The sequence below is a fragment of the Mesorhizobium humile genome (assembly GCF_033977215.1).
Classification (GTDB): Bacteria; Pseudomonadota; Alphaproteobacteria; order Rhizobiales; family Rhizobiaceae; genus Mesorhizobium; species Mesorhizobium humile.
Genome location: NZ_JAVIIV010000022.1, coordinates 54,380 through 71,425, shown reverse-complemented (window position 1 = coordinate 71,425; position 17,046 = coordinate 54,380). Strand labels below are relative to the sequence as shown.

Here is a 17,046-nt window from a genome sequence, read left to right as displayed (position 1 = left end):
GGAGCAAGGAGCGAAGCGACGCGCGCAGACCCGAGGATCCATGCCGTGACCTGGGAGCTTCGCTACGATGCAGAACGTTCCCCGGGGTCGCGCCGTTACGATCATGTTCTGAACCGCCGTGCTCTTCGGCAGACCTCACGGAATGGATTCTAGGGTCTGCGCGCGTCGCTTCGCTCCTTGCTTCGCCCTAGAATGACGAAGCCGCGAAGGCGATCGGCATCATTAATGATCCCTAGGCCGCTTCGCCTCGAACTCGGCCTTCTTGGCTTCCGACGCCTCGGTCTGGTTGAGCGCCTGCCATTCGGCATAGGGCATGCCGTAGATGATCACGCGCGACTCGTCCTTCGACAGCGCGACACCCTTGGCGTCGGCGGCTTCGCGATACCAGTTGGACAGGCAGTTGCGGCAGAAGCCGGCGAGGTTCATCAGGTCGATGTTCTGGACATCGCCGCGTTCGCGCAGATGCGCCACCAGCCGACGGAAGGCCGTCGCCTCAAAGTCGCGTTTCTGGTCGTCAGTGAGTTCGGTCATCGAGGAACTCCAGGACTGTCGGCTCGTCACACGGGTCCGGTGCGCGAGCCGAACATTTTCACCTCATGTATATCGGGACGCCGGTCGATGGCGTCAACGATCGGCGCCAGGCGATCGGCCCAGGCGAGGGCGCCGGCGCGGTCGGCGATCAGGTCCTGGCGGATTTCGATCAGCGCATGGGCGTAGCCGTTGACGATGGCGTGGCGGAACATGGTGTCGCCGCGCAGCGCGCCGTCATAGGGCTCGTTGTCGCCGACGACGAGTGTCTTGTCCTCGGCGAGCATGTCGATCAGCGGTCGCGCCACGCGGTCGTCGCGGTCCCACAGCACGCCGACATGCCAGGGGCGGACAAAACCCTGCATCACCGGCGTGAAGGAATGCACGGAGAAGATGAACGGCGCCTTGCCCGAGGCATGCGCCACGGAGGCGATCATCGCGCCGACGGCGTCGTGATAGGGCCGGTAGAAACGGTCGAGCCGCCTCTCGCGTTCCTCCCGGGCAATCGGATAATTTCCCGGCACCACGGTGCCGTCATAGAGCTGGCGGATCATGGTGGGGTCGTCCTCGCCCCGGTTGGGGTCGATCAGCAGCCGCGAGAAGCCGGCAAGCACCGCCGGCACGTCTAGCAGGGCGGCGAGCTCACGCGTCACCGTCTCGACGCCGATGTCATAGGCGATGTGACGCTCGAATTCGGCCGCCGGCAAACCGAGACTGCCATACTCTTCGGGCAGGCCGCGGCGGGCGTGATCGGCCAGAAGCACGACGCCTTTCTTGCGGTCACCCTCGACAATGTCGAACGGCGTGAAAACTGTGGATCGGGTCATCGGCTGAAAAGGGGATGGCGGCTGCGATGTGGTATCGTCATTCCACGAAGAGGACGCCGGCGCAATGCCGTTGTTTGGCCAAGGTTTCTGCAAAAAATCCCCGCCGTGGGGAGAATTTGCGCGCGGGCCCTTCTAAATCGATTGGAATTGAACAAAACGGCGCGTTGACATGCGACCGGAGTTTGCTGAAAAGGGGCTTCGAGAGATGCAAATGTGGTTCGCAAGGGGATCTGCGATGGATTTTGCCGGCCGGTTGCGCAAGCGCCTGGCCGTGCCGTTGCTGATCGTCGGCGCGGGATTTTTCGCGATAGCCGCGACCTCGCCGGCCCGGGCCGACTTCCGCGTCTGCAACGCAACGCAAAATCTGGTGGGCGTCGGCATCGGCTATCGCGCCAAGGCCGGCTGGATCACCGAGGGCTGGTGGCACATCGAAGGATCGACCTGCAAGACGCTGATAGAGGGTCCGCTGTCATCAAGATTTTATTATCTTTATGCAGAAGACGCCGAACGCGGCGGGCGCTGGGACGGCCCGATCAACATGTGCGTCGCCGAAAAAGAGTTCAAGATCGCCGGCGTCAATGATTGCGTCGCCCGGGGCTTTCAGCGCGCCGGATTTCAGGAATATGACACGGGCGAGCAGGCCAGCTGGATGGTCCAGCTGACCGACGAGCCCGCAACGGGAGGCGCACCAAGCGCCCCCGCTCCGGGAACAAACAGTCAATGAGACGTAACCGCAAGGTCAAGATCCTCGCCACCATCGGTCCGGCTTCCTCCTCCGAGGAAATGCTGAGAAAGCTTTTCGAAGCGGGCGCCGATGTCTTCCGTATCAATATGAGCCATACCGACCACGAGCTGATGCGCACGCTGGTCGGCCGCATCCGTGCGGTCGAGGAAGCCGTCGGCCGTCCCATCGGCATCCTCGCCGACCTGCAGGGTCCGAAGCTCAGGGTCGGCAAGTTCGCCAACGTCAAGGAAGCGCTGACTCCGGGGCAGACGTTCACTCTCGACAACAATCCGGAGCCCGGCAATTCCAGCCGTGTCTTCCTGCCGCATCCGGAAATCCTGAGCTCGGTCGAGGCCGGTCACAGACTTTTGATCGACGATGGCAAGCTGGAATTGAAGGCGGTGAAGGCCGACGGCAAGTCGATCACCTGCACCGTCGTCGCCGGCTCGATCATCTCCGACAAGAAGGGCGTCAGCCTGCCCGACACCGACCTACCGGTCGGCGCACTGACCGAGAAGGACCGCGCCGATCTCGACGCGGTGCTTGCCACCGGCGTCGACTGGGTGGCGCTGTCCTTCGTGCAGCGGCCGGAGGACCTGGCGGAGGCCCGCAAGATCGCGCGCGGCCGCGCGCTGATCATGGCCAAGATCGAGAAGCCGCAGGCGGTCGCCCGGCTCCCCGAAATCATCGAGCTCTCCGACGCGCTGATGGTCGCCCGCGGCGATCTCGGCGTCGAGATGCCGATCGAAGCCGTGCCCGGCATCCAGAAGCAGATCACGCGCGCGGCGCGGCGCGCCGGCAAGCCGGTGGTGATCGCGACGCAGATGCTGGAATCGATGATCACCGCGCCCGTGCCGACCCGCGCCGAGGTCTCCGACGTGTCGATCGCCGTCTTCGAAGGCGCCGATGCGATCATGCTTTCGGCCGAATCCGCGGCCGGCGCCTATCCGGTCGAGGCGGTCGCCATGATGAACCGCATCGCCACCAAGGTCGAAACCGACCCGACCTATGCCGGCATCATCAACGCGCAGCGTTCCGAACCCGAGGCCACCGGCGCCGACGCCATTTCGCTGGCCGCGCGCGAGATCGCCGAGACGCTGAAACTAGCGGCAATCATCTCCTACACCGCGTCCGGCACCACCGGCTTGCGCGCCGCGCGCGAGCGCCCGCAGGTGCCGATCGTGGCGCTGTCGCCGATCCTCAACACCGCGCGCCGGCTGTCGCTGCTATGGGGCACGCATTGCGTCGTCTCGCCGGATGCGACCGACCTCGACGACATGGTCGACCGGGCCTGCCGGATTGCGCTGGAAGAAGGTTTTGGCAAGCCTGGGGACCGGGTGATCATCACCGCCGGCGTGCCGCTCAGGACGCCGGGCTCGACCAATATGCTGCGGATTGCGTATGTGGGGTCGGACACGCACTGACCTGCGGCGCTCTAGCCCGGCGCCAACTCGGCGTCGGGCACTTGGAGCTCAGGACATTTGCCGGCGCCTTGCGTGTCACCGGCGAGGCGGTTCTCCACCGTCTTGGCCATCGCTTGCAGATCGACATGCTTGCCCGCGACCTTCCCGATCGCACCGACCACGAGGTCGGGTGCGATCCAGTCCGGTTTGTGGCCGAGATTGTGGACCCAGACCAGTTCGGCGCCGGGAATGTCGCGCTCCAGGCCGATGGAATGGATCGTGGCATAGACCACCTTGTCGCGATCGCCCGAGATGACGACGGTCGGCGCCTTGATCTCGCGATAAGCAGGCGCGGCGGCGCTGACATAGTCGTAGAGCTGGGCGACATCGCGGGCGTTGGCGCGGAAGGCGGACGGCCGCAGCACCAGCGGGATCGAGGCCTTGTCGACATAGCGATCGGGCACGTCGTTCGGCGAAAAGACGCAAGACGTCGCGCCGCCGATCTGCGCCAACCCGGCCGGATAGGCGAGCGTTTCGGAAAACAGCCAGCCGACCACGGGAACGGCCGTCAGCTTGTAATACCAGGCGGTCGCGCCGCCCGGCCATGGATGCGTGGCGGGCGAGAGAAAGACCAGTCCCAGCGTCTTGTCAGGATGCTGGCGGGCGAAGGCCGTGGTGATCGCGCCGCCGAAGGAATGGGCGACGATGACTGCCTTCTCGATTCCCAGCCGGTCCATCAGCGCGGCAATGGTGTCGGCCTGCGTTGCAAGCGTTTCATTGTCGCCGCGCTCCGACCAGCCAAAGCCCGGACGATCGAGGAACAGCATTTCGGCGCGGCCCTCGAGCAGCGGCTCCAGCGGCAGCATCTGGTCCTTGAGATTGGCGCTGGCGCCATGGATGAAGACGACCGGCGGCAGGTCGGCGCCGGCCGGCGCCGGGATATGGACGTAGTGGATACGCGCGCCATCGATCTCGGCGAACGCGCCGGCAGGCGGGTTGCGGCGTTCGATCGACCAGATGCCGGCGCGGGTGACACCGGCCAGGGCAAAGACGAGCGCGACGAGGAAGAGGAAGGCGGCGCAGACGAGGTTCATGCGGGGAGATACGGGCGTGAAGGGAGTTTGGTTTTGGGCAGTAGGCAGTAGGCAGTAGGCAGTAGGCAGTAGGCAGTAGGCAGTAGGCAGTAGGCAGTAGGCAGTAGGCAGTAGGCAGTAGGCAGTAGTGGGCGTTCAGAGCCCTATTGCCTATTGCCTAATTCCTACTGCCTAAATTCCCTCGCCGGCCAGGTCCTCCGAAAGCGTCGAAACCTGGTCCTGGGCGCTGCGCATCATGGGATAGATCGTCAGCACCTTTTGCCAGGCTTCCAGCGCCGACTGCTTGTGGCCGGTCTCGGCCATGATCTGGGCGAGGCCCGAAAGCGCGCCGAAATGGCGCGGCTCGAGCTGCAGGGTGCGGTCGATGTCGGCCATCGACTTCCCGTAATTCTTCATCATGAAATGGACGGTGGCGCGCCGGTTCCAGCCTTCGGCATAATCGGGCTGCAAGGTCACCACCTGGTCGAGGAAGTCGAGCGCGACGTCGAACTTCTGGTCTTGCGTCGCCTTTTGCGCCCACTGCATCATCAGGTCGACCGAGGCGCTGCCGGACTGGTTCCACTCGTTCCAGATGCGGCCGGCGATGCGCTCGGCGGCCTTTTCGTTGCGCTCGCGCTTCAACTCGGCGAAGAGCTGGTCGAGGCGGCCCTGTTTGGTCGGAGCGACCGGCGGCGGTGTCGCGGCGGGCGGCGCGGCATCTGGAGGCAGCGCGCCTTGCACCTCTTCTGCTCCTGCAGGCAAAGCTGCGCCGGACAGCAAAAGGGCGGTGAGAAATGCAAAACGAATCCGCATCGCCGGAATCTAATCCCGGGCGGCGGATCGTCCAAATGATTTTAGCGTGAGAGGGCCGGCGAACCGGCACTCGACATCAGCGCGGTATGGTCTCTTCGCATGCCGCTCCCTTTCGGGCGACATGCATCAAGCCGCGCGCAAAGCTCAGCCCTGGCGCGCCTTGTAGCGCGGAGCGGTCTTGTTGATGATGTAGATGCGTCCCTTGCGGCGAACCAGCTGGTTGTCGCGGTGACGCGCCTTGAGCGCCTTGAGCGAATTCTTGATCTTCATGGTCTTGCCTGTTCGGTCAGGGCCCGTCCCGGGCCGAATTTTAAAGGCGCGCCCGAAAAAAGCGCGCCTTTGAACTTGCGGTGGCTCATAAACGAGGAGTGTTGTCCGTGTCAACCACGTGACGATGTCCGAATGCCACAAGTGGGCCGGCATATCAAATATTCGCCATCGCGGCGGCGCGGCATTGCGCGACTCAGAGCCGGCTGGAATGGTGCAATCTCGGCGAAACGACCGGAGATACCACATGCGCCGCCTGCTTCTGCCTGTCTGTCTGGTCTTGCTTGCGACCGCCCCGGCCGCCTTTGCCGAGGATTGCGACCGCAATGACGACAGCCAGTCGATGCTGAACATCTGCGCCGACGCCGACTATCAGGCCGCCGATGCCAAGCTCAATGCTGCGTACAAGAACATCGTCGGCAGCAACGATCAGGCCTCGAACAAGCTCTTGCAGACGGCGCAGCGTGCCTGGATCGCTTTCCGCGACGCCGAATGCGCCTATACGACCGCGGACAGCGAGGGCGGCTCCATCCATCCGATGGAGGTTTCGGAGTGCCTGACGACGCTCACCAACGATCGCATAAAACAGCTCACCTCCGGCGCCAACTGCAAGCTGAGCGATCCAGGCTGCGCCGGCTCGGACGCGGGCGGCGACGACCAGGATATGCAATAGGGCGGTTCTCCGTTTCACGGAAACGGCGAGACGCCTATCTTCTTGTTTTCACGCAATTCCGGACGGAAGGCTATGGCGAAGGCGCCGAGCCCAGCCGCTTACACTTTCCGTGGAATTGCTCCAGGGCGTTATTTCGGCCTGATGAGGCGCGTGAAATGGCCCATCTTGCGGCCGGGGCGCGACTCGGCCTTGCCGTAGAGATGCAGCATCAGATCGGGCTCGTTAAGCAGCGCCGGCACCTTCAGCATGTCGTCGCCGATCAGGTTTTCCATCACGCAGTCAAAATGCCGGGCGGGCGAGCCCAGCGGCAGGCCGGCGACGGCGCGGATATGCTGCTCGAACTGCGAGATGACGCAGGCGGCTTCCGTCCAGTGGCCGGAATTGTGCACGCGCGGCGCCAGCTCGTTGGCCAGAAGCGAACCGTCGGCAAGCACGAAGAACTCGACGCCGATGACGCCGACATAGTCGAGCGCGGACAGGATTTTCGCGGCCGCGTCCTTGGCGGCGGCCACCGTTTCCGGGCGGATGGCGGCCGGCAAGGTCGAGCTGCGCAATATGCCTTCGCTGTGGACGTTTTCGGCCGGATCGAAGGCGGCAACGGTCGCGTCGAGGCCGCGCGCGGCGATCACCGAAATCTCGCGCTCGAAAGCGACGAGCGATTCCAGGATGAGCGGCACATTGCCCATCGCATCACAGACGCCGGCAAAGCCGGCCGTTTCCATGTTGCGGAAGACGCGCTGGCCCTTGCCGTCATAACCCATGCGGCGGGTTTTCAGCACGCCGCTGCCATTGAACACCTTGAGGGCCTCGGTCAGCTGATCATCATTGTCGATCGGGCGGAATGCCGCCGTGGGAATGCCGATGCCGTTGAGGAAGCTCTTCTCGGTGACGCGATCCTGCGCCACTTCGAGCGCGCGTGCCGGCGGATAGACCGGAACCTTTGCCGCGAGCGTTTCGGCGGCGGCGACCGGGACATTCTCGAATTCATAGGTGACGACGGCGCTGGCGGCGGCCAGGTCGGCGAGCGCTGCCGGATCGTCATAGGCGGCGACGATCTGGCGGTTGGCGACCTGTGCGGCCGGGCAGTCGGCCTGCGGTTCCAACACGACGATACGGTAGCCGAGACGCGCTGCGGCCATCGCCAGCATGCGGCCGAGCTGGCCGCCGCCGATGATGCCGATGGTCGAACCCGGAGCCAGGCTCACGGCGCGTCCGTCGGCTCGGTGGCGACCTTGGCGGTTTGGGCCGAACGCCAGGCGTCGAGCCGAGCGGCGAGCTTGTCGTCGTTCAGCGCCAGCACGGCGGCGGCGAGAAGGGCGGCGTTGGCTGCACCCGCCTTGCCGATGGCCAAAGTGCCGACCGGGATGCCGGCCGGCATCTGCACGATGGAGAGAAGCGAGTCCTGGCCCGACAGCGCCTTGGACTCGACCGGAACGCCGAACACGGGTAGCGGCGTCATCGCCGCCGTCATGCCGGGCAGATGCGCCGCGCCGCCGGCGCCGGCGATGATGACCTTGAAGCCTGCGGCCTTGGCGCCCTTGGCGAACTCATAGAGGCGGTCGGGCGTGCGGTGCGCGGAGACGATCAGCCTCTTGTGCGGGATGCCCAGCGCTTCAAGCGTTTCCGCCGCCTGGCGCATCGTCGCCCAGTCGGACTGGCTGCCCATGATGATGGCGACGTCGGCACGCTGATCGGTCAAGGGTTCGCTCCCGGCGGCAAAGGCGCGCCTTAGCGGAATTCGCTGGCAGCCGCAAGGATTGTCGACGCCGCGAACCTAGTCCGGCCAGCGCAGCGAGCCCGCCGAATCCTTGCGGGCGATCTTCATCGCATCGGCGGGACGCTCCTTGGCCGTCAGCACGGCCCGCAGCTGCTCGGCGACGATTTCGGCCTCGCCCGGATGCAGGTTGCAGGGGTCGAGGAAGAAATGGCCGCGCTCGACCTCGTGGTTGCGCACAATGACCGGCGGCGAGCCGGCGGCCAGTGCCGATGCGAGGCCGGCGGCGGTGAAGCGGCTTTCCGGCCGCACGTAGACCTGCAGGCGGTCGAGCGGATTGCTGGTCGGGTCGGGAATGATCTCAGCACCGACGCCGGGAATGCCTTGCAGGGCATCCTTCCAGAGATTGAGCGCCGCCTCCTCGCGCCGGCGGATGCCGGCGTGGTCGCGTTTCTCCCAGGCGTCGAGCGCGGCCATGGTGCCGGCAATGCTTTCCTTGCCGACCTTCATGGCGCGCGCCACGCCGCGGTTCTGCAGATAGGCTGCGCGCACCAGGTCTTTCCGGCCGGTGACGATGCCGCTGGTCGGGCCTGAAAGGAATTTGTGGCCGCTATAGACGACGATGTCGGCGCCGCGCGCCAGGAAGCTGCGCAGATCGTATTCCGAAGCCGCGTCGACGATCACCGGCACGCCCTTGGCGTGGCAGATCTCGCAAAATTCCTCCAGCGAAAGCATGCCGTATTGCACCGTGTGATGCGCGACGACATAGAGGGCTGCCGCCGTGCGCTCGTTGATCGCCTCGCGCACGTGATAGTCCTGGGTGACGCTGACGGTTCCCGACGGAATGACCTTGGCGCCGGCGACACGGATCGACTGGTCGATCGGCGCACCATAGTTGACGATATGGCCGAGCTGGATGACAACTTCCGACTTCAGCCCTTCGGTGTCGTCCGGCAGCCGCTCGATCGCCAAAAGGTTGGTGCCGGTCATCGCGCCGGCGATCGCCATGGTGATGCCCGAGGCGCAGCAAGCGGTGATGAAACCGGCCTCGCCGCCGGTGAGGCGTGCGACGACCGCGCTCGCGGCGCGCTGCAGATCGTCCATCTCCACCCATTGCGAAGCGATCTCGGCCATGGCGCTGATCGCCTCGGGAACGATGATCGAAGCGCCCAGCGTCGTCATTGTGCCGGAGACGTTGATGATCGGTCTCAAGCCGAGGCGCTCGCGGATCGTGGTGTTGGAGCCGGCGTCAGAATAGGTTTTCATGTGAATGGACTCCGTTAAATCAGGCCGCGATCTCGACGACCGCTTCGATTTCGACAGTGATGTTGCGTGGCAGTGAGCCGACGCCGATCGCCGAGCGGGCATGGCCGCCGATGTTGTCGAAGACGTCGGCGAAGAGGTCGGAGCAGCCATTGACCACTTTGGGGTGTTCGCTGAAGGTCGGGGTCGCGTTGACGAAGCCGAGCAGTTTCACCACGCGCACGATGCGGCCGAGATCGCCTGCCGCCGCATGCATGACGGCGAGCAGATTGAGGCCGGTGAGGCGGGCATGCTCATAGGCCTGCTCGACGGTGACGTCGTCGCCGACCTTGCCGGTGCAGAGCGTGCCGTCGGCGCGAAGCGGGCCCTGTCCTGAAAGAAAGATCAGCCGGCCGCTTTCGGCATGGGTAACGAAATTGGCGATCGGCATCGGCGGCTCCGGCAGTGTCAGGCCGAGTTCGGCGAGCCGTATGTAAGGCGACATGGAAGGGTACTCCTTGGATGGCTTAAGGCCATCCGCTTTCAGAAATGCGAGGCGCGGAAGCGCGCCAGAAATGTGCGGAGGCGCTCATTGGTGGTCTCCGCGGCAAGGACTTCCTTCGGCGGTCCAACGGCCGAAACGCCGCCATCGGCCATGAAGACGATGCGGCTTGACGCATCGCGGGCGAAGGCCATCTCGTGCGTCACCATCACCATGGTCATGCCGTCCTCGGCGAGGCTGCGCACCACCGCCAGCACCTCGCCGACGAGCTCCGGGTCGAGCGCCGAGGTGATCTCGTCCAGCAGCAGGATCTTCGGTTCCATGGCGACCGCGCGGGCAATGCCGACGCGCTGCTGCTGGCCGCCGGACAATTCGGCCGGCAGGCTGTCGGCCTTGTGGGCGAGGCCGACGCGGCCCAGCCAATGCTCGGCGATCGAGCGCGCCTCCGTGCTGCTCTTGCCGCGCACCTTGGTGAGGCCGAGCATGATGTTGCCGGCCGCCGTCAGATGCGGGAAAAGATTGAAGCTCTGGAACACCATGCCGGTTTCGGCGCGCATCGCGGCCAGGTCGCGCTCGCTGCGCCGCTGGCGCGTGCCGGAGTCGCGAGCAGGGCCGGGGCGAAAACCGACTTCCTTGCCGTCGATGCGGATCGAGCCGCTGTCATAGCTCTCAAGGAAGTTGACGCAGCGCAGCAGCGTGGTCTTGCCGCTGCCGGACGGGCCGATGACGGTGACCACCTCGCCCTTCGCAACTTGCAGGCTGACCGAGCGCAGCACCTCGACCGAGCCGAAGGATTTCGAGACCTCGGCAATATCCAGAAGTGCTGGGCTGTCGTTCGAACTTTTGGCCATCGCGTTAGTCCCGGATGAAAGCGAAGCGCCGTTCCAGCCGCCGGCTGGCGTATGAAAGCGCGTAGTTGACGGCGAAATAGATCAGGGCGCCGAGGATATAGAGCGGCATCGCCTCATAGGTGCGGCCGATGACCTGGTTGATCGCCTGCATCAGATCGGTGATGCCGAGAAGCGACACCAGGGCGCTGCCCTTCACCGCGTCGGTGACGCCGTTGATCCAGGGCGGCAGGAAGCGTCGGAAGGCCTGCGGGAAGATGACGTAGGCAAGGCGCTGGCGGAAGGTAAGGCCGATCGCCATCGCCGCCTCCGACTGGCCCTTCGGGATGGAAGCGACGGCGCCGCGCAGATATTCGACGACCTGGGCGGTCTTGAACAGCGTCAGCGCCAGCACGGCGGCCCAGAAGGACTGGAGGTGCACGCCGATCGCCGGCAGGCCGTAATAGACGAAGAACATCAGCACCAGGATCGGAATGCCGCGGATGGTGTCGCTGAAGATGCGCACCGCCCAGCGCACCGGCGCGGGGCCATAGACGAGGCCAACGCCGAGGATGACGCCGGCGATCAGCGACAGCACCACGACGAGGAGGGACACCCACAGCGTCAGCGCGAAGCCTTCGGCGAGGAACGGCAGGGCATAGGCGATCTGGCCGAGCATCTCAGCGTGCCGTCCTGAACCGACGCTCGACGAGGCGGAGCGCAAAGAGAAGAGCGTAGCCCGTGACCAGATACATCGCCGTCGTCACCAGGTAGACCTCGACGATGCGGAATGTGTTGAAGTTGATCCACTGGGCGCCGTAGGTGAGCTCGGGCACCGAGATGACCGAGGCGATCGAGGTGTCCTTGAACAGCGAGATGAAGGTGTTGGACAGCGCCGGCAGCGTGATGCGCAACATCGTCGGCAGGCGCACATGGATCAGCCTTTGCCACGGCGTCAGGCCGATCGCCTTGCCGGCGTCGAGCTGGCCGCGCGGCACGGCCTCCAGGCCGGAGCGAAACACCTCGACCAGATAGGCGCCGCTATAGACCGACAGCGTGACGACAAACGAGGTCTGCGCGCTATAGGCAAGGTCAACAACGGTCGGCAGGCCGTAGAAGACCAGATAGACCAGCAGGATCAGCGGCACGTTGCGGATGAACTCGACGTAAGCGGCGATGAAGGCGCGCACGACGCGCCCGGCCGAGACATACCAGACTGCCAGCACTAGGCCGATGACGATGCCGATGGCGATCGAGATGACGGCAAGCTCGAGGCTGAGCAGCAGGCCGCCCCACAGCTTGTCGAAATGCCGCCAGATCAGGTTGAAATTGAGCGTATAGCCCATGCGTCCATCTCAATGGCTCGCGGTGACGAACGATCTCTTTGTTTGACGCAATTTCAGACGGAAAACCGCTTCACACTTTTCCTGAAATTGCTCTAGGATTCGTCATCCGCATGGCCGGTGTCGAGGAGAAACAGGCGGAAGAGCGCTTTACCGCGCGCTTCCGCCGGCCTGGTCAGATGACCGGGAAGCCCGGATGGCGTGGCGGCGGCTCCTGTCCGAAATACTCCTTGAAGGCGGCGTCGTAGAGCGCCGTCTCATGGCCGAACATCGCAATGGTGAAGGTCTGGTTGACGAAGGTCAGCCAGTCGAGATCGCCCTGTCGGACGGCAGCGCCGTACAGCATCGAGTACCAGCTCTTGCCGGCGTCGAAATATTTGTCCGGATTGCGCGAGGCGAGCCAGCGCACCGTCGACAGATCGACCGCAGCGGCGTCGGCGCGTTTCGATTCCAGCGCCTGCAATACGTTGGCCTGGGTGTCGATCTGCAGCACCTGCGCCTGCGGCAGGGCGAAGTGCACCGAGCTCTCGGCGTCGACATTCTGCAGGATCGAGATGCGGGTGGCGGCGCCGTTCGCCAGGAGCTTGTCGAAGGTCTTGTTCTCGGAGCCAGGCAGCGTGAGCAGCGCGACGCCTTCGACATAGTAAGGCCGCGAGAAATGGATCAGCTGCGAGCGCTGCGCGGTCATGGTCATGAACTGGATGGTGATGTCGACCTTGTTGGTCGTCACGTTCGGGATGCGCTGCGCCGGATCCTGGGTGACGAACTCGACCTTGGTCGGGTCGTCGAAGAGGCCCTTGGCGAGGATGCGGCCCATGGTGATGTCCATGCCGACCAGCTCTCCGGCATCGTTCTCGAAGTGCCACGGCGCATTGGTGCTGCCGGTGCCGACGATCAGCTTGCCGCGATCGAGCGCGGTGCGCAGCACGCTGTCGGACGCAGCCTGCGCCGCCGCCTTCTCGGCGCTGACTGCGGTGAGCGCGCCGGCGGTGGCCAGCCCCGCCATACCCAATTTCAGAAAATCACGTCTTCCGGATGTGTCGTTCACGGCGACCTCCTTTCGTGTTGTGTTCCCCTTGTGAATACACGCGCCGGCAATCGACAAAGCATTTGTCTCTTACAAGAGACGTGTGTATCCTGTACAGGACAGATACTAACACCAGGAATGAGCAATGCAAGATAGTGAAACGTTGACCGGGTGGCCGGGCGAAGGCGCGGACGAAGAGCGGCCGGCGGGCTCGCGCGAGAAGGGCCTCAACAGAGTCTTGAACATGCTGGAATTCCTGCATGCCAACCAGCGCGCGATCGGCATCGGCGAGCTGGCCAAGAGGCTGAATGCCCCGCGCTCGACGACCTACACGCTGGTGCGCGAACTGGTCGAAGCCGGGCTGCTGGAAATGGCCGGCGACGGCAACCGCGTCTATTTCGGCAAGAAGCTCTATCTCTATGGAATGGCCTATATGCGGGGCAATGATCTGCTCAGGCGCGGCCGTCAGGAGGTCGACGCGCTGTCGCGCGAGACCGGCGAGACGTCGGAACTCTGCATGCTGCAGAGCGGCCGTTACACGATCATCCATTCGAGCCCGGGCACAAGGCCGTTCCGCATCAGCTCGGCCACCGGCCTGCAGATCCCGCTGCCCTGGACAGCCTCCGGCCGACTGCTGCTTGCCGGCCTCGACCGAGGCCGGATCGAAGCGATGGTCTCTGAAGACGATCTCGTGCTGCCCGACGGCCGCAAGCTCCTGCTCGACGATTTCATCGACGACATCGCGCGGGCCCGCGTCACCGGCTATTGCGTCACGTCAGGCCTGGTCGATGCCTACACCAAATGCCTTGCGGCGCCGGTGTTCTCGGCCCCTGGCACGGTCGAGGCGACGATGTGCCTGGTGGTGCCGATCGACACATCCGGGGAGCGGACCGACGAACTCGTTGCCGTGCTGCGCGAGCGCGCGGCCAGGCTTTCGATCTCTTAGAGCGTTTCACCGTTTCACGGAGACGGCAAACCGCTCTATCCCTTTGTTTTTATGCAATTCCGAACGGAAAACCGCTCACACTTTTCCTGGAATTGCTCTAGTGAGTGAGCTTTGCTCTAGGCGATGATGTCGGGAATGATGCGGTCTTCCAGCGCCGACAACCGGTCTTTCAGCAGCAGCTTCTTCTTTTTCATGCGCTGGATCTGAAGCGGGTCGCAGCCCGTGGCGATCATCGCGTTGATGGCGGCGTCGAAATCGGCGTGTTCTTGTTTGAGCCGGGAATATTCGAGGCGTATTTCAGCCTGTTCCTGTTCGGACATTATCTACCGTTTAGCGTATGCATCGCCCAATCGGGCTGTGTGGGCGGGACCGGTTGGGTTGTCTGTTGTGGCCGGCGCGCGGCTCATATCACATTTCACTTTGCCGTGGAATGCTACCACGTGGCATTCGACATCGAGATCGCTTGGTGGCAAACTGTCATTGTGCCGTCACAGTCGCAACCTGCGGTGGAGGCGTCCGCGACGGCTGCAATCGAGGAAACCATGAAAGGGAGAACCAATCATGTCTCTTGCGTCCCATCTTGATGAGTTGCAGCGGAAACACGGTGACATCGAGCGCGAGCTCACCGATGCGATGAACCATCCTTCGGTCGACGACCTCGAAATCGTGAATCTCAAGCGACGCAAGCTGGCAATCAAGGACGAGATTGAAAAGCTGAAGGGTAGCCCAACGACACACTGAAGCTCTTCCAGGCACCATCACCGCAACCCGCCGCGGTGAGACTGCCGGTGGCAAGAAATGCCACCGGCGTGGTGCTTTTTAACTGAAATCGATGGAAAGTTCGGTCGCAGATCTTGCGATCGGCAGAGTCGGCGTTTTTCGCACGGCTGCAGCCGATTTGCCGGCCTTGCCCGCGGCTTGCCATTGACAAGCCATCTTTGCTCCGCCACCTCATGCCCGGAACTCCCAGATGAAGGCGGCCGGCATGACCGGATATTTTTCCTCTCCCTTCCCGCGGCGCACGTCGGTCGGCGTATCGGTCGGCGGCGTGATCGTCGGCGGCGGCGCGCCGGTCGTCGTGCAGTCGATGACCAACACCGACACCGCCGACGTCGACCAGACCGTCGCCCAGGTCGCGGCGCTGCATCGCGCCGGCTCGGAAATCGTGCGCATCACGGTCGACCGCGACGAGAGCGCGGCGGCGGTTCCGCGCATCCATGAGCGGCTGCTGAGGCTCGGTATCGAGGTGCCGCTGGTCGGCGACTTCCACTATATCGGCCACAAGCTTCTGGCCGATCATCCGGCCTGCGCCGAGGCGCTGGCCAAATACCGCATCAATCCCGGCAATGTCGGCTTCAAGGACAAGAAGGACCGGCAGTTCGCGGCGATCGTCGGGATGGCGATCAGATATGACAAGCCGGTTCGCATCGGCGTCAACTGGGGCTCCCTCGACCAGGAGCTTTTGACCCGGCTGATGGACGACAACCAGGCTAAGGGCTTTCCGCTTACCGCGCAGGAAGTGACGCGCGAGGCGATCGTGCAGTCTGCGATCCTGTCGGCCGAGATGGCGGAAGAGATCGGGCTTGGTCGCGACAAGATCATCCTGTCGGCCAAGGTCAGCGGCGTGCAGGACCTGATCGCCGTCTACACCGAGCTCGCAACCCGCTCCGACCATGCGCTGCATCTGGGTCTCACCGAAGCCGGCATGGGCACCAAGGGCATTGTCGCCTCTTCCGCGGCGATGGGCATCCTGTTGCAGCAGGGCATAGGCGACACGATCCGAATCTCGCTGACGCCGGAGCCGAATGGCGACCGCACCCGGGAGGTGCAGGTGTCGCAGGAATTGCTGCAGACCATGGGCTTCCGGCAGTTCGTGCCGATCGTCGCGGCCTGCCCCGGCTGCGGGCGAACGACGTCAACCGTATTCCAGGAACTCGCCCAGAGCATCCAGGCCGATATCCGCAAGAACATGCCGGTGTGGCGCGAGAAATATCCGGGCGTCGAGAACCTCAAGGTCGCGGTGATGGGCTGCATCGTCAACGGTCCGGGCGAATCCAAGCATGCCGATATCGGCATATCCTTGCCCGGCACCGGCGAGACGCCGACGGCGCCCGTCTTCATCGACGGCAAGAAGGCGGCGACGCTGCGCGGTCCGTCGATCGCGCAGGATTTCGAGAAGATGGTCGGCGACTATATCGAGCAGCGCTACGGACACGGCAAGGCAGCGGCCGAGTAGGCCGATGCCGCTTTTGCCGCGCGCGACGCTGATCCTGATCTGCGTGCTGATCCTTACCGCTCAAGCGCTGGCGGACCCGCCGCAGTCGCGGTCCGCCGGCAAACGGCTGATCAACCGTGTCTGCGATCTGATCGAGACCCAGGCCCTAGAGAGCGGACTGCCCAGGGATTTCTTCGCCCGGCTGATCTGGAAGGAAAGCCGCTTCGATCCGAACGCGGTCAGCCCGGTCGGCGCCGAAGGCATCGCGCAATTCATGCCGGGCACCGCCAAGATGCGCGGTCTTGCCGATCCCTTCGACATCGAGCAGGCCATTCCGGCTTCGGCGAAATATCTCGCCGAGATGAAGGCCGGCTACGGCAATCTCGGGCTTGCGGCCGCGGCTTACAATGCCGGCGAGAACCGCGTGTCGCGCTGGCTGAGTTCGGGCGGCTTCCTGCCGATGGAGACGGAAAGCTATGTCTTCGACGTCATGGGCGAGCCCGTCGACAAGTTCTCGGACAAGTCCTATGCCGGGACCGTCCAGCCGCTCGATCCCAAGATGAGCTTCGCGGTTGCCTGCCGCCGGTTGCCGGTGATCATGTCGCGAACCGTCGCCATGGCCTCGATCAACGTCAAGCCGTGGGGCGTGCAGGTGGCGGGCAATTTCCGCCGCTCCGCAGCGATCGACCAATGGCTGAAGGTCAGGAGCCGGTTCCCGGCCTTGCTCGCCAGCCATGACCCGGTGGTGAGCCGGGTGCGCACGCCGATCGGCCGGCGCGGCATCTACGCGGTCAGGATCGGCGCCAACTCGCGCGGCGAGGCCGACGGCATCTGCAACAAGATGCAAAGCGTCGGCGGCGCCTGCGTGGTGTTGCGCAACCGGTGATGCCGGGGCGTGCGCGCGCCACATCCAGCAGACATT

The 17,046-nt window shown here is 64.3% G+C and carries 21 protein-coding genes; 7 read left to right on the top strand and 14 right to left on the bottom strand.

Going from position 1 to position 17,046, the window contains the following annotated elements:
- Positions 1-222: 222 nt before the first annotated feature.
- The gene (locus tag RFM52_RS26690; RefSeq protein ID WP_320296488.1) at positions 223-531 is read right to left on the bottom strand and encodes a DUF1244 domain-containing protein; all 309 of its coding nucleotides are present in this window, start codon (positions 529-531) and stop codon (positions 223-225) included.
- 26 nt (positions 532-557) lie between these two features.
- Positions 558-1,355 (bottom strand): N-formylglutamate amidohydrolase, encoded by a 798-nt coding sequence (locus tag RFM52_RS26685; RefSeq protein WP_320296489.1) that lies wholly within the window; start codon positions 1,353-1,355, stop codon positions 558-560.
- A gap of 235 nt (positions 1,356-1,590) precedes the next feature.
- Between RFM52_RS26685 and RFM52_RS26680 the strand changes: the two genes are divergently transcribed.
- Together RFM52_RS26680 and pyk are read left to right on the top strand one after the other, a co-directional pair.
- Complete coding sequence (locus RFM52_RS26680; RefSeq protein ID WP_430699263.1) at positions 1,591-2,079, top strand: DUF1036 domain-containing protein; 489 nt, start codon at positions 1,591-1,593, stop codon at positions 2,077-2,079.
- Positions 2,076-3,503 (top strand): pyruvate kinase, encoded by a 1,428-nt coding sequence (gene pyk / locus RFM52_RS26675; RefSeq protein ID WP_320296491.1) that lies wholly within the window; start codon positions 2,076-2,078, stop codon positions 3,501-3,503. The genes RFM52_RS26680 and pyk overlap by 4 nt, the downstream gene beginning before the upstream one ends.
- Positions 3,504-3,514: 11 nt before the next feature.
- Here the strand turns inward: pyk and RFM52_RS26670 are convergent, their stop codons facing one another.
- The 3 genes from RFM52_RS26670 to ykgO form a co-directional block, all read right to left on the bottom strand.
- Entirely contained in the window at positions 3,515-4,576 is a 1,062-nt protein-coding gene (locus RFM52_RS26670) for an alpha/beta fold hydrolase (protein ID WP_320296492.1), read from the bottom strand.
- Between the two features lie 171 nt (positions 4,577-4,747).
- Entirely contained in the window at positions 4,748-5,368 is a 621-nt protein-coding gene (locus RFM52_RS26665; protein WP_320296493.1) for a tetratricopeptide repeat protein, read from the bottom strand.
- A 144-nt stretch (positions 5,369-5,512) separates the two neighbouring features.
- The gene (ykgO, locus tag RFM52_RS26660; protein WP_006203764.1) at positions 5,513-5,638 is read right to left on the bottom strand and encodes a type B 50S ribosomal protein L36; all 126 of its coding nucleotides are present in this window, start codon (positions 5,636-5,638) and stop codon (positions 5,513-5,515) included.
- Positions 5,639-5,882: 244 nt separating this feature from the next.
- On the opposite strand from ykgO, the gene RFM52_RS26655 reads away from it, so the two are divergent.
- Complete coding sequence (locus tag RFM52_RS26655) at positions 5,883-6,308, top strand: lysozyme inhibitor LprI family protein (protein ID WP_320296494.1); 426 nt, start codon at positions 5,883-5,885, stop codon at positions 6,306-6,308.
- A 128-nt stretch (positions 6,309-6,436) separates the two neighbouring features.
- Here RFM52_RS26655 and RFM52_RS26650 read toward each other — a convergent pair whose 3' ends face one another.
- The 8 genes from RFM52_RS26650 to RFM52_RS26615 form a co-directional block, all read right to left on the bottom strand.
- Positions 6,437-7,513, bottom strand: coding sequence for a 5-(carboxyamino)imidazole ribonucleotide synthase (locus RFM52_RS26650; RefSeq protein WP_320296495.1), 1,077 nt, complete (start codon positions 7,511-7,513; stop codon positions 6,437-6,439).
- On the bottom strand, positions 7,510-8,007 hold the full coding sequence (gene purE, locus RFM52_RS26645) for a 5-(carboxyamino)imidazole ribonucleotide mutase (RefSeq protein ID WP_320216736.1): 498 nt from the start codon (positions 8,005-8,007) through the stop codon (positions 7,510-7,512). Before purE ends, RFM52_RS26650 begins: the two co-directional genes overlap by 4 nt.
- 75 nt (positions 8,008-8,082) lie before the next feature.
- Positions 8,083-9,288, bottom strand: a complete 1,206-nt coding sequence (locus tag RFM52_RS26640; protein WP_320296496.1) for an aminotransferase class V-fold PLP-dependent enzyme — start codon at positions 9,286-9,288, stop codon at positions 8,083-8,085.
- Between the two features lie 19 nt (positions 9,289-9,307).
- Positions 9,308-9,769 carry a RidA family protein gene (locus RFM52_RS26635; protein WP_320296497.1) on the bottom strand — a complete coding sequence of 154 codons (462 nt, stop codon included), beginning with the start codon at positions 9,767-9,769 and terminating at the stop codon, positions 9,308-9,310.
- Between the two features lie 38 nt (positions 9,770-9,807).
- Positions 9,808-10,617, bottom strand: a complete 810-nt coding sequence (locus RFM52_RS26630; RefSeq protein WP_320296498.1) for an amino acid ABC transporter ATP-binding protein — start codon at positions 10,615-10,617, stop codon at positions 9,808-9,810.
- 4 nt (positions 10,618-10,621) lie between these two features.
- Positions 10,622-11,272 carry an amino acid ABC transporter permease gene (locus RFM52_RS26625; protein ID WP_320296499.1) on the bottom strand — a complete coding sequence of 217 codons (651 nt, stop codon included), beginning with the start codon at positions 11,270-11,272 and terminating at the stop codon, positions 10,622-10,624.
- A 1-nt stretch (position 11,273) separates the two neighbouring features.
- On the bottom strand, positions 11,274-11,939 hold the full coding sequence (locus RFM52_RS26620; RefSeq protein ID WP_320296500.1) for an amino acid ABC transporter permease: 666 nt from the start codon (positions 11,937-11,939) through the stop codon (positions 11,274-11,276).
- Positions 11,940-12,111: 172 nt separating this feature from the next.
- Positions 12,112-12,984 (bottom strand): transporter substrate-binding protein, encoded by an 873-nt coding sequence (locus RFM52_RS26615; protein ID WP_430699264.1) that lies wholly within the window; start codon positions 12,982-12,984, stop codon positions 12,112-12,114.
- Between the two features lie 124 nt (positions 12,985-13,108).
- Between RFM52_RS26615 and RFM52_RS26610 the strand changes: the two genes are divergently transcribed.
- Entirely contained in the window at positions 13,109-13,909 is an 801-nt protein-coding gene (locus tag RFM52_RS26610; RefSeq protein ID WP_320296501.1) for an IclR family transcriptional regulator, read from the top strand.
- Between the two features lie 116 nt (positions 13,910-14,025).
- Here the strand turns inward: RFM52_RS26610 and RFM52_RS26605 are convergent, their stop codons facing one another.
- The gene (locus RFM52_RS26605) at positions 14,026-14,229 is read right to left on the bottom strand and encodes a YdcH family protein (protein ID WP_320230990.1); all 204 of its coding nucleotides are present in this window, start codon (positions 14,227-14,229) and stop codon (positions 14,026-14,028) included.
- A 241-nt stretch (positions 14,230-14,470) separates the two neighbouring features.
- Here RFM52_RS26605 and RFM52_RS26600 point away from each other — a divergent pair, with 241 nt between their 5' ends.
- The 3 genes from RFM52_RS26600 to RFM52_RS26590 all read left to right on the top strand — a co-directional run bounded on the left by RFM52_RS26600 (position 14,471) and on the right by RFM52_RS26590 (position 17,010).
- Positions 14,471-14,650, top strand: a complete 180-nt coding sequence (locus RFM52_RS26600) for a YdcH family protein (RefSeq protein ID WP_027166662.1) — start codon at positions 14,471-14,473, stop codon at positions 14,648-14,650.
- 244 nt (positions 14,651-14,894) lie between these two features.
- Positions 14,895-16,145 carry a flavodoxin-dependent (E)-4-hydroxy-3-methylbut-2-enyl-diphosphate synthase gene (ispG, locus tag RFM52_RS26595; protein ID WP_320296502.1) on the top strand — a complete coding sequence of 417 codons (1,251 nt, stop codon included), beginning with the start codon at positions 14,895-14,897 and terminating at the stop codon, positions 16,143-16,145.
- A gap of 4 nt (positions 16,146-16,149) precedes the next feature.
- A complete protein-coding gene (locus RFM52_RS26590) occupies positions 16,150-17,010 on the top strand; it encodes a lytic transglycosylase domain-containing protein (protein WP_320296503.1) in 861 nt (286 codons plus the stop codon).
- Positions 17,011-17,046: the final 36 nt, after the last annotated feature.

Coding starts and splice junctions, on each gene's coding strand:
- RFM52_RS26690 (WP_320296488.1), bottom strand. CDS start 531: ATGACCGAACTCACTGACGACCAGAAACGCGACTTTGAGGCGACGGCC.
- RFM52_RS26685 (WP_320296489.1), bottom strand. CDS start 1,355: ATGACCCGATCCACAGTTTTCACGCCGTTCGACATTGTCGAGGGTGAC.
- RFM52_RS26680 (WP_430699263.1), top strand. CDS start 1,591: ATGGATTTTGCCGGCCGGTTGCGCAAGCGCCTGGCCGTGCCGTTGCTG.
- pyk (WP_320296491.1), top strand. CDS start 2,076: ATGAGACGTAACCGCAAGGTCAAGATCCTCGCCACCATCGGTCCGGCT.
- RFM52_RS26670 (WP_320296492.1), bottom strand. CDS start 4,576: ATGAACCTCGTCTGCGCCGCCTTCCTCTTCCTCGTCGCGCTCGTCTTT.
- RFM52_RS26665 (WP_320296493.1), bottom strand. CDS start 5,368: ATGCGGATTCGTTTTGCATTTCTCACCGCCCTTTTGCTGTCCGGCGCA.
- ykgO (WP_006203764.1), bottom strand. CDS start 5,638: ATGAAGATCAAGAATTCGCTCAAGGCGCTCAAGGCGCGTCACCGCGAC.
- RFM52_RS26655 (WP_320296494.1), top strand. CDS start 5,883: ATGCGCCGCCTGCTTCTGCCTGTCTGTCTGGTCTTGCTTGCGACCGCC.
- RFM52_RS26640 (WP_320296496.1), bottom strand. CDS start 9,288: ATGAAAACCTATTCTGACGCCGGCTCCAACACCACGATCCGCGAGCGC.
- RFM52_RS26635 (WP_320296497.1), bottom strand. CDS start 9,769: ATGTCGCCTTACATACGGCTCGCCGAACTCGGCCTGACACTGCCGGAG.
- RFM52_RS26630 (WP_320296498.1), bottom strand. CDS start 10,617: ATGGCCAAAAGTTCGAACGACAGCCCAGCACTTCTGGATATTGCCGAG.
- RFM52_RS26625 (WP_320296499.1), bottom strand. CDS start 11,272: ATGCTCGGCCAGATCGCCTATGCCCTGCCGTTCCTCGCCGAAGGCTTC.
- RFM52_RS26620 (WP_320296500.1), bottom strand. CDS start 11,939: ATGGGCTATACGCTCAATTTCAACCTGATCTGGCGGCATTTCGACAAG.
- RFM52_RS26610 (WP_320296501.1), top strand. CDS start 13,109: ATGCAAGATAGTGAAACGTTGACCGGGTGGCCGGGCGAAGGCGCGGAC.
- RFM52_RS26605 (WP_320230990.1), bottom strand. CDS start 14,229: ATGTCCGAACAGGAACAGGCTGAAATACGCCTCGAATATTCCCGGCTC.
- RFM52_RS26600 (WP_027166662.1), top strand. CDS start 14,471: ATGTCTCTTGCGTCCCATCTTGATGAGTTGCAGCGGAAACACGGTGAC.
- ispG (WP_320296502.1), top strand. CDS start 14,895: ATGACCGGATATTTTTCCTCTCCCTTCCCGCGGCGCACGTCGGTCGGC.
- RFM52_RS26590 (WP_320296503.1), top strand. CDS start 16,150: ATGCCGCTTTTGCCGCGCGCGACGCTGATCCTGATCTGCGTGCTGATC.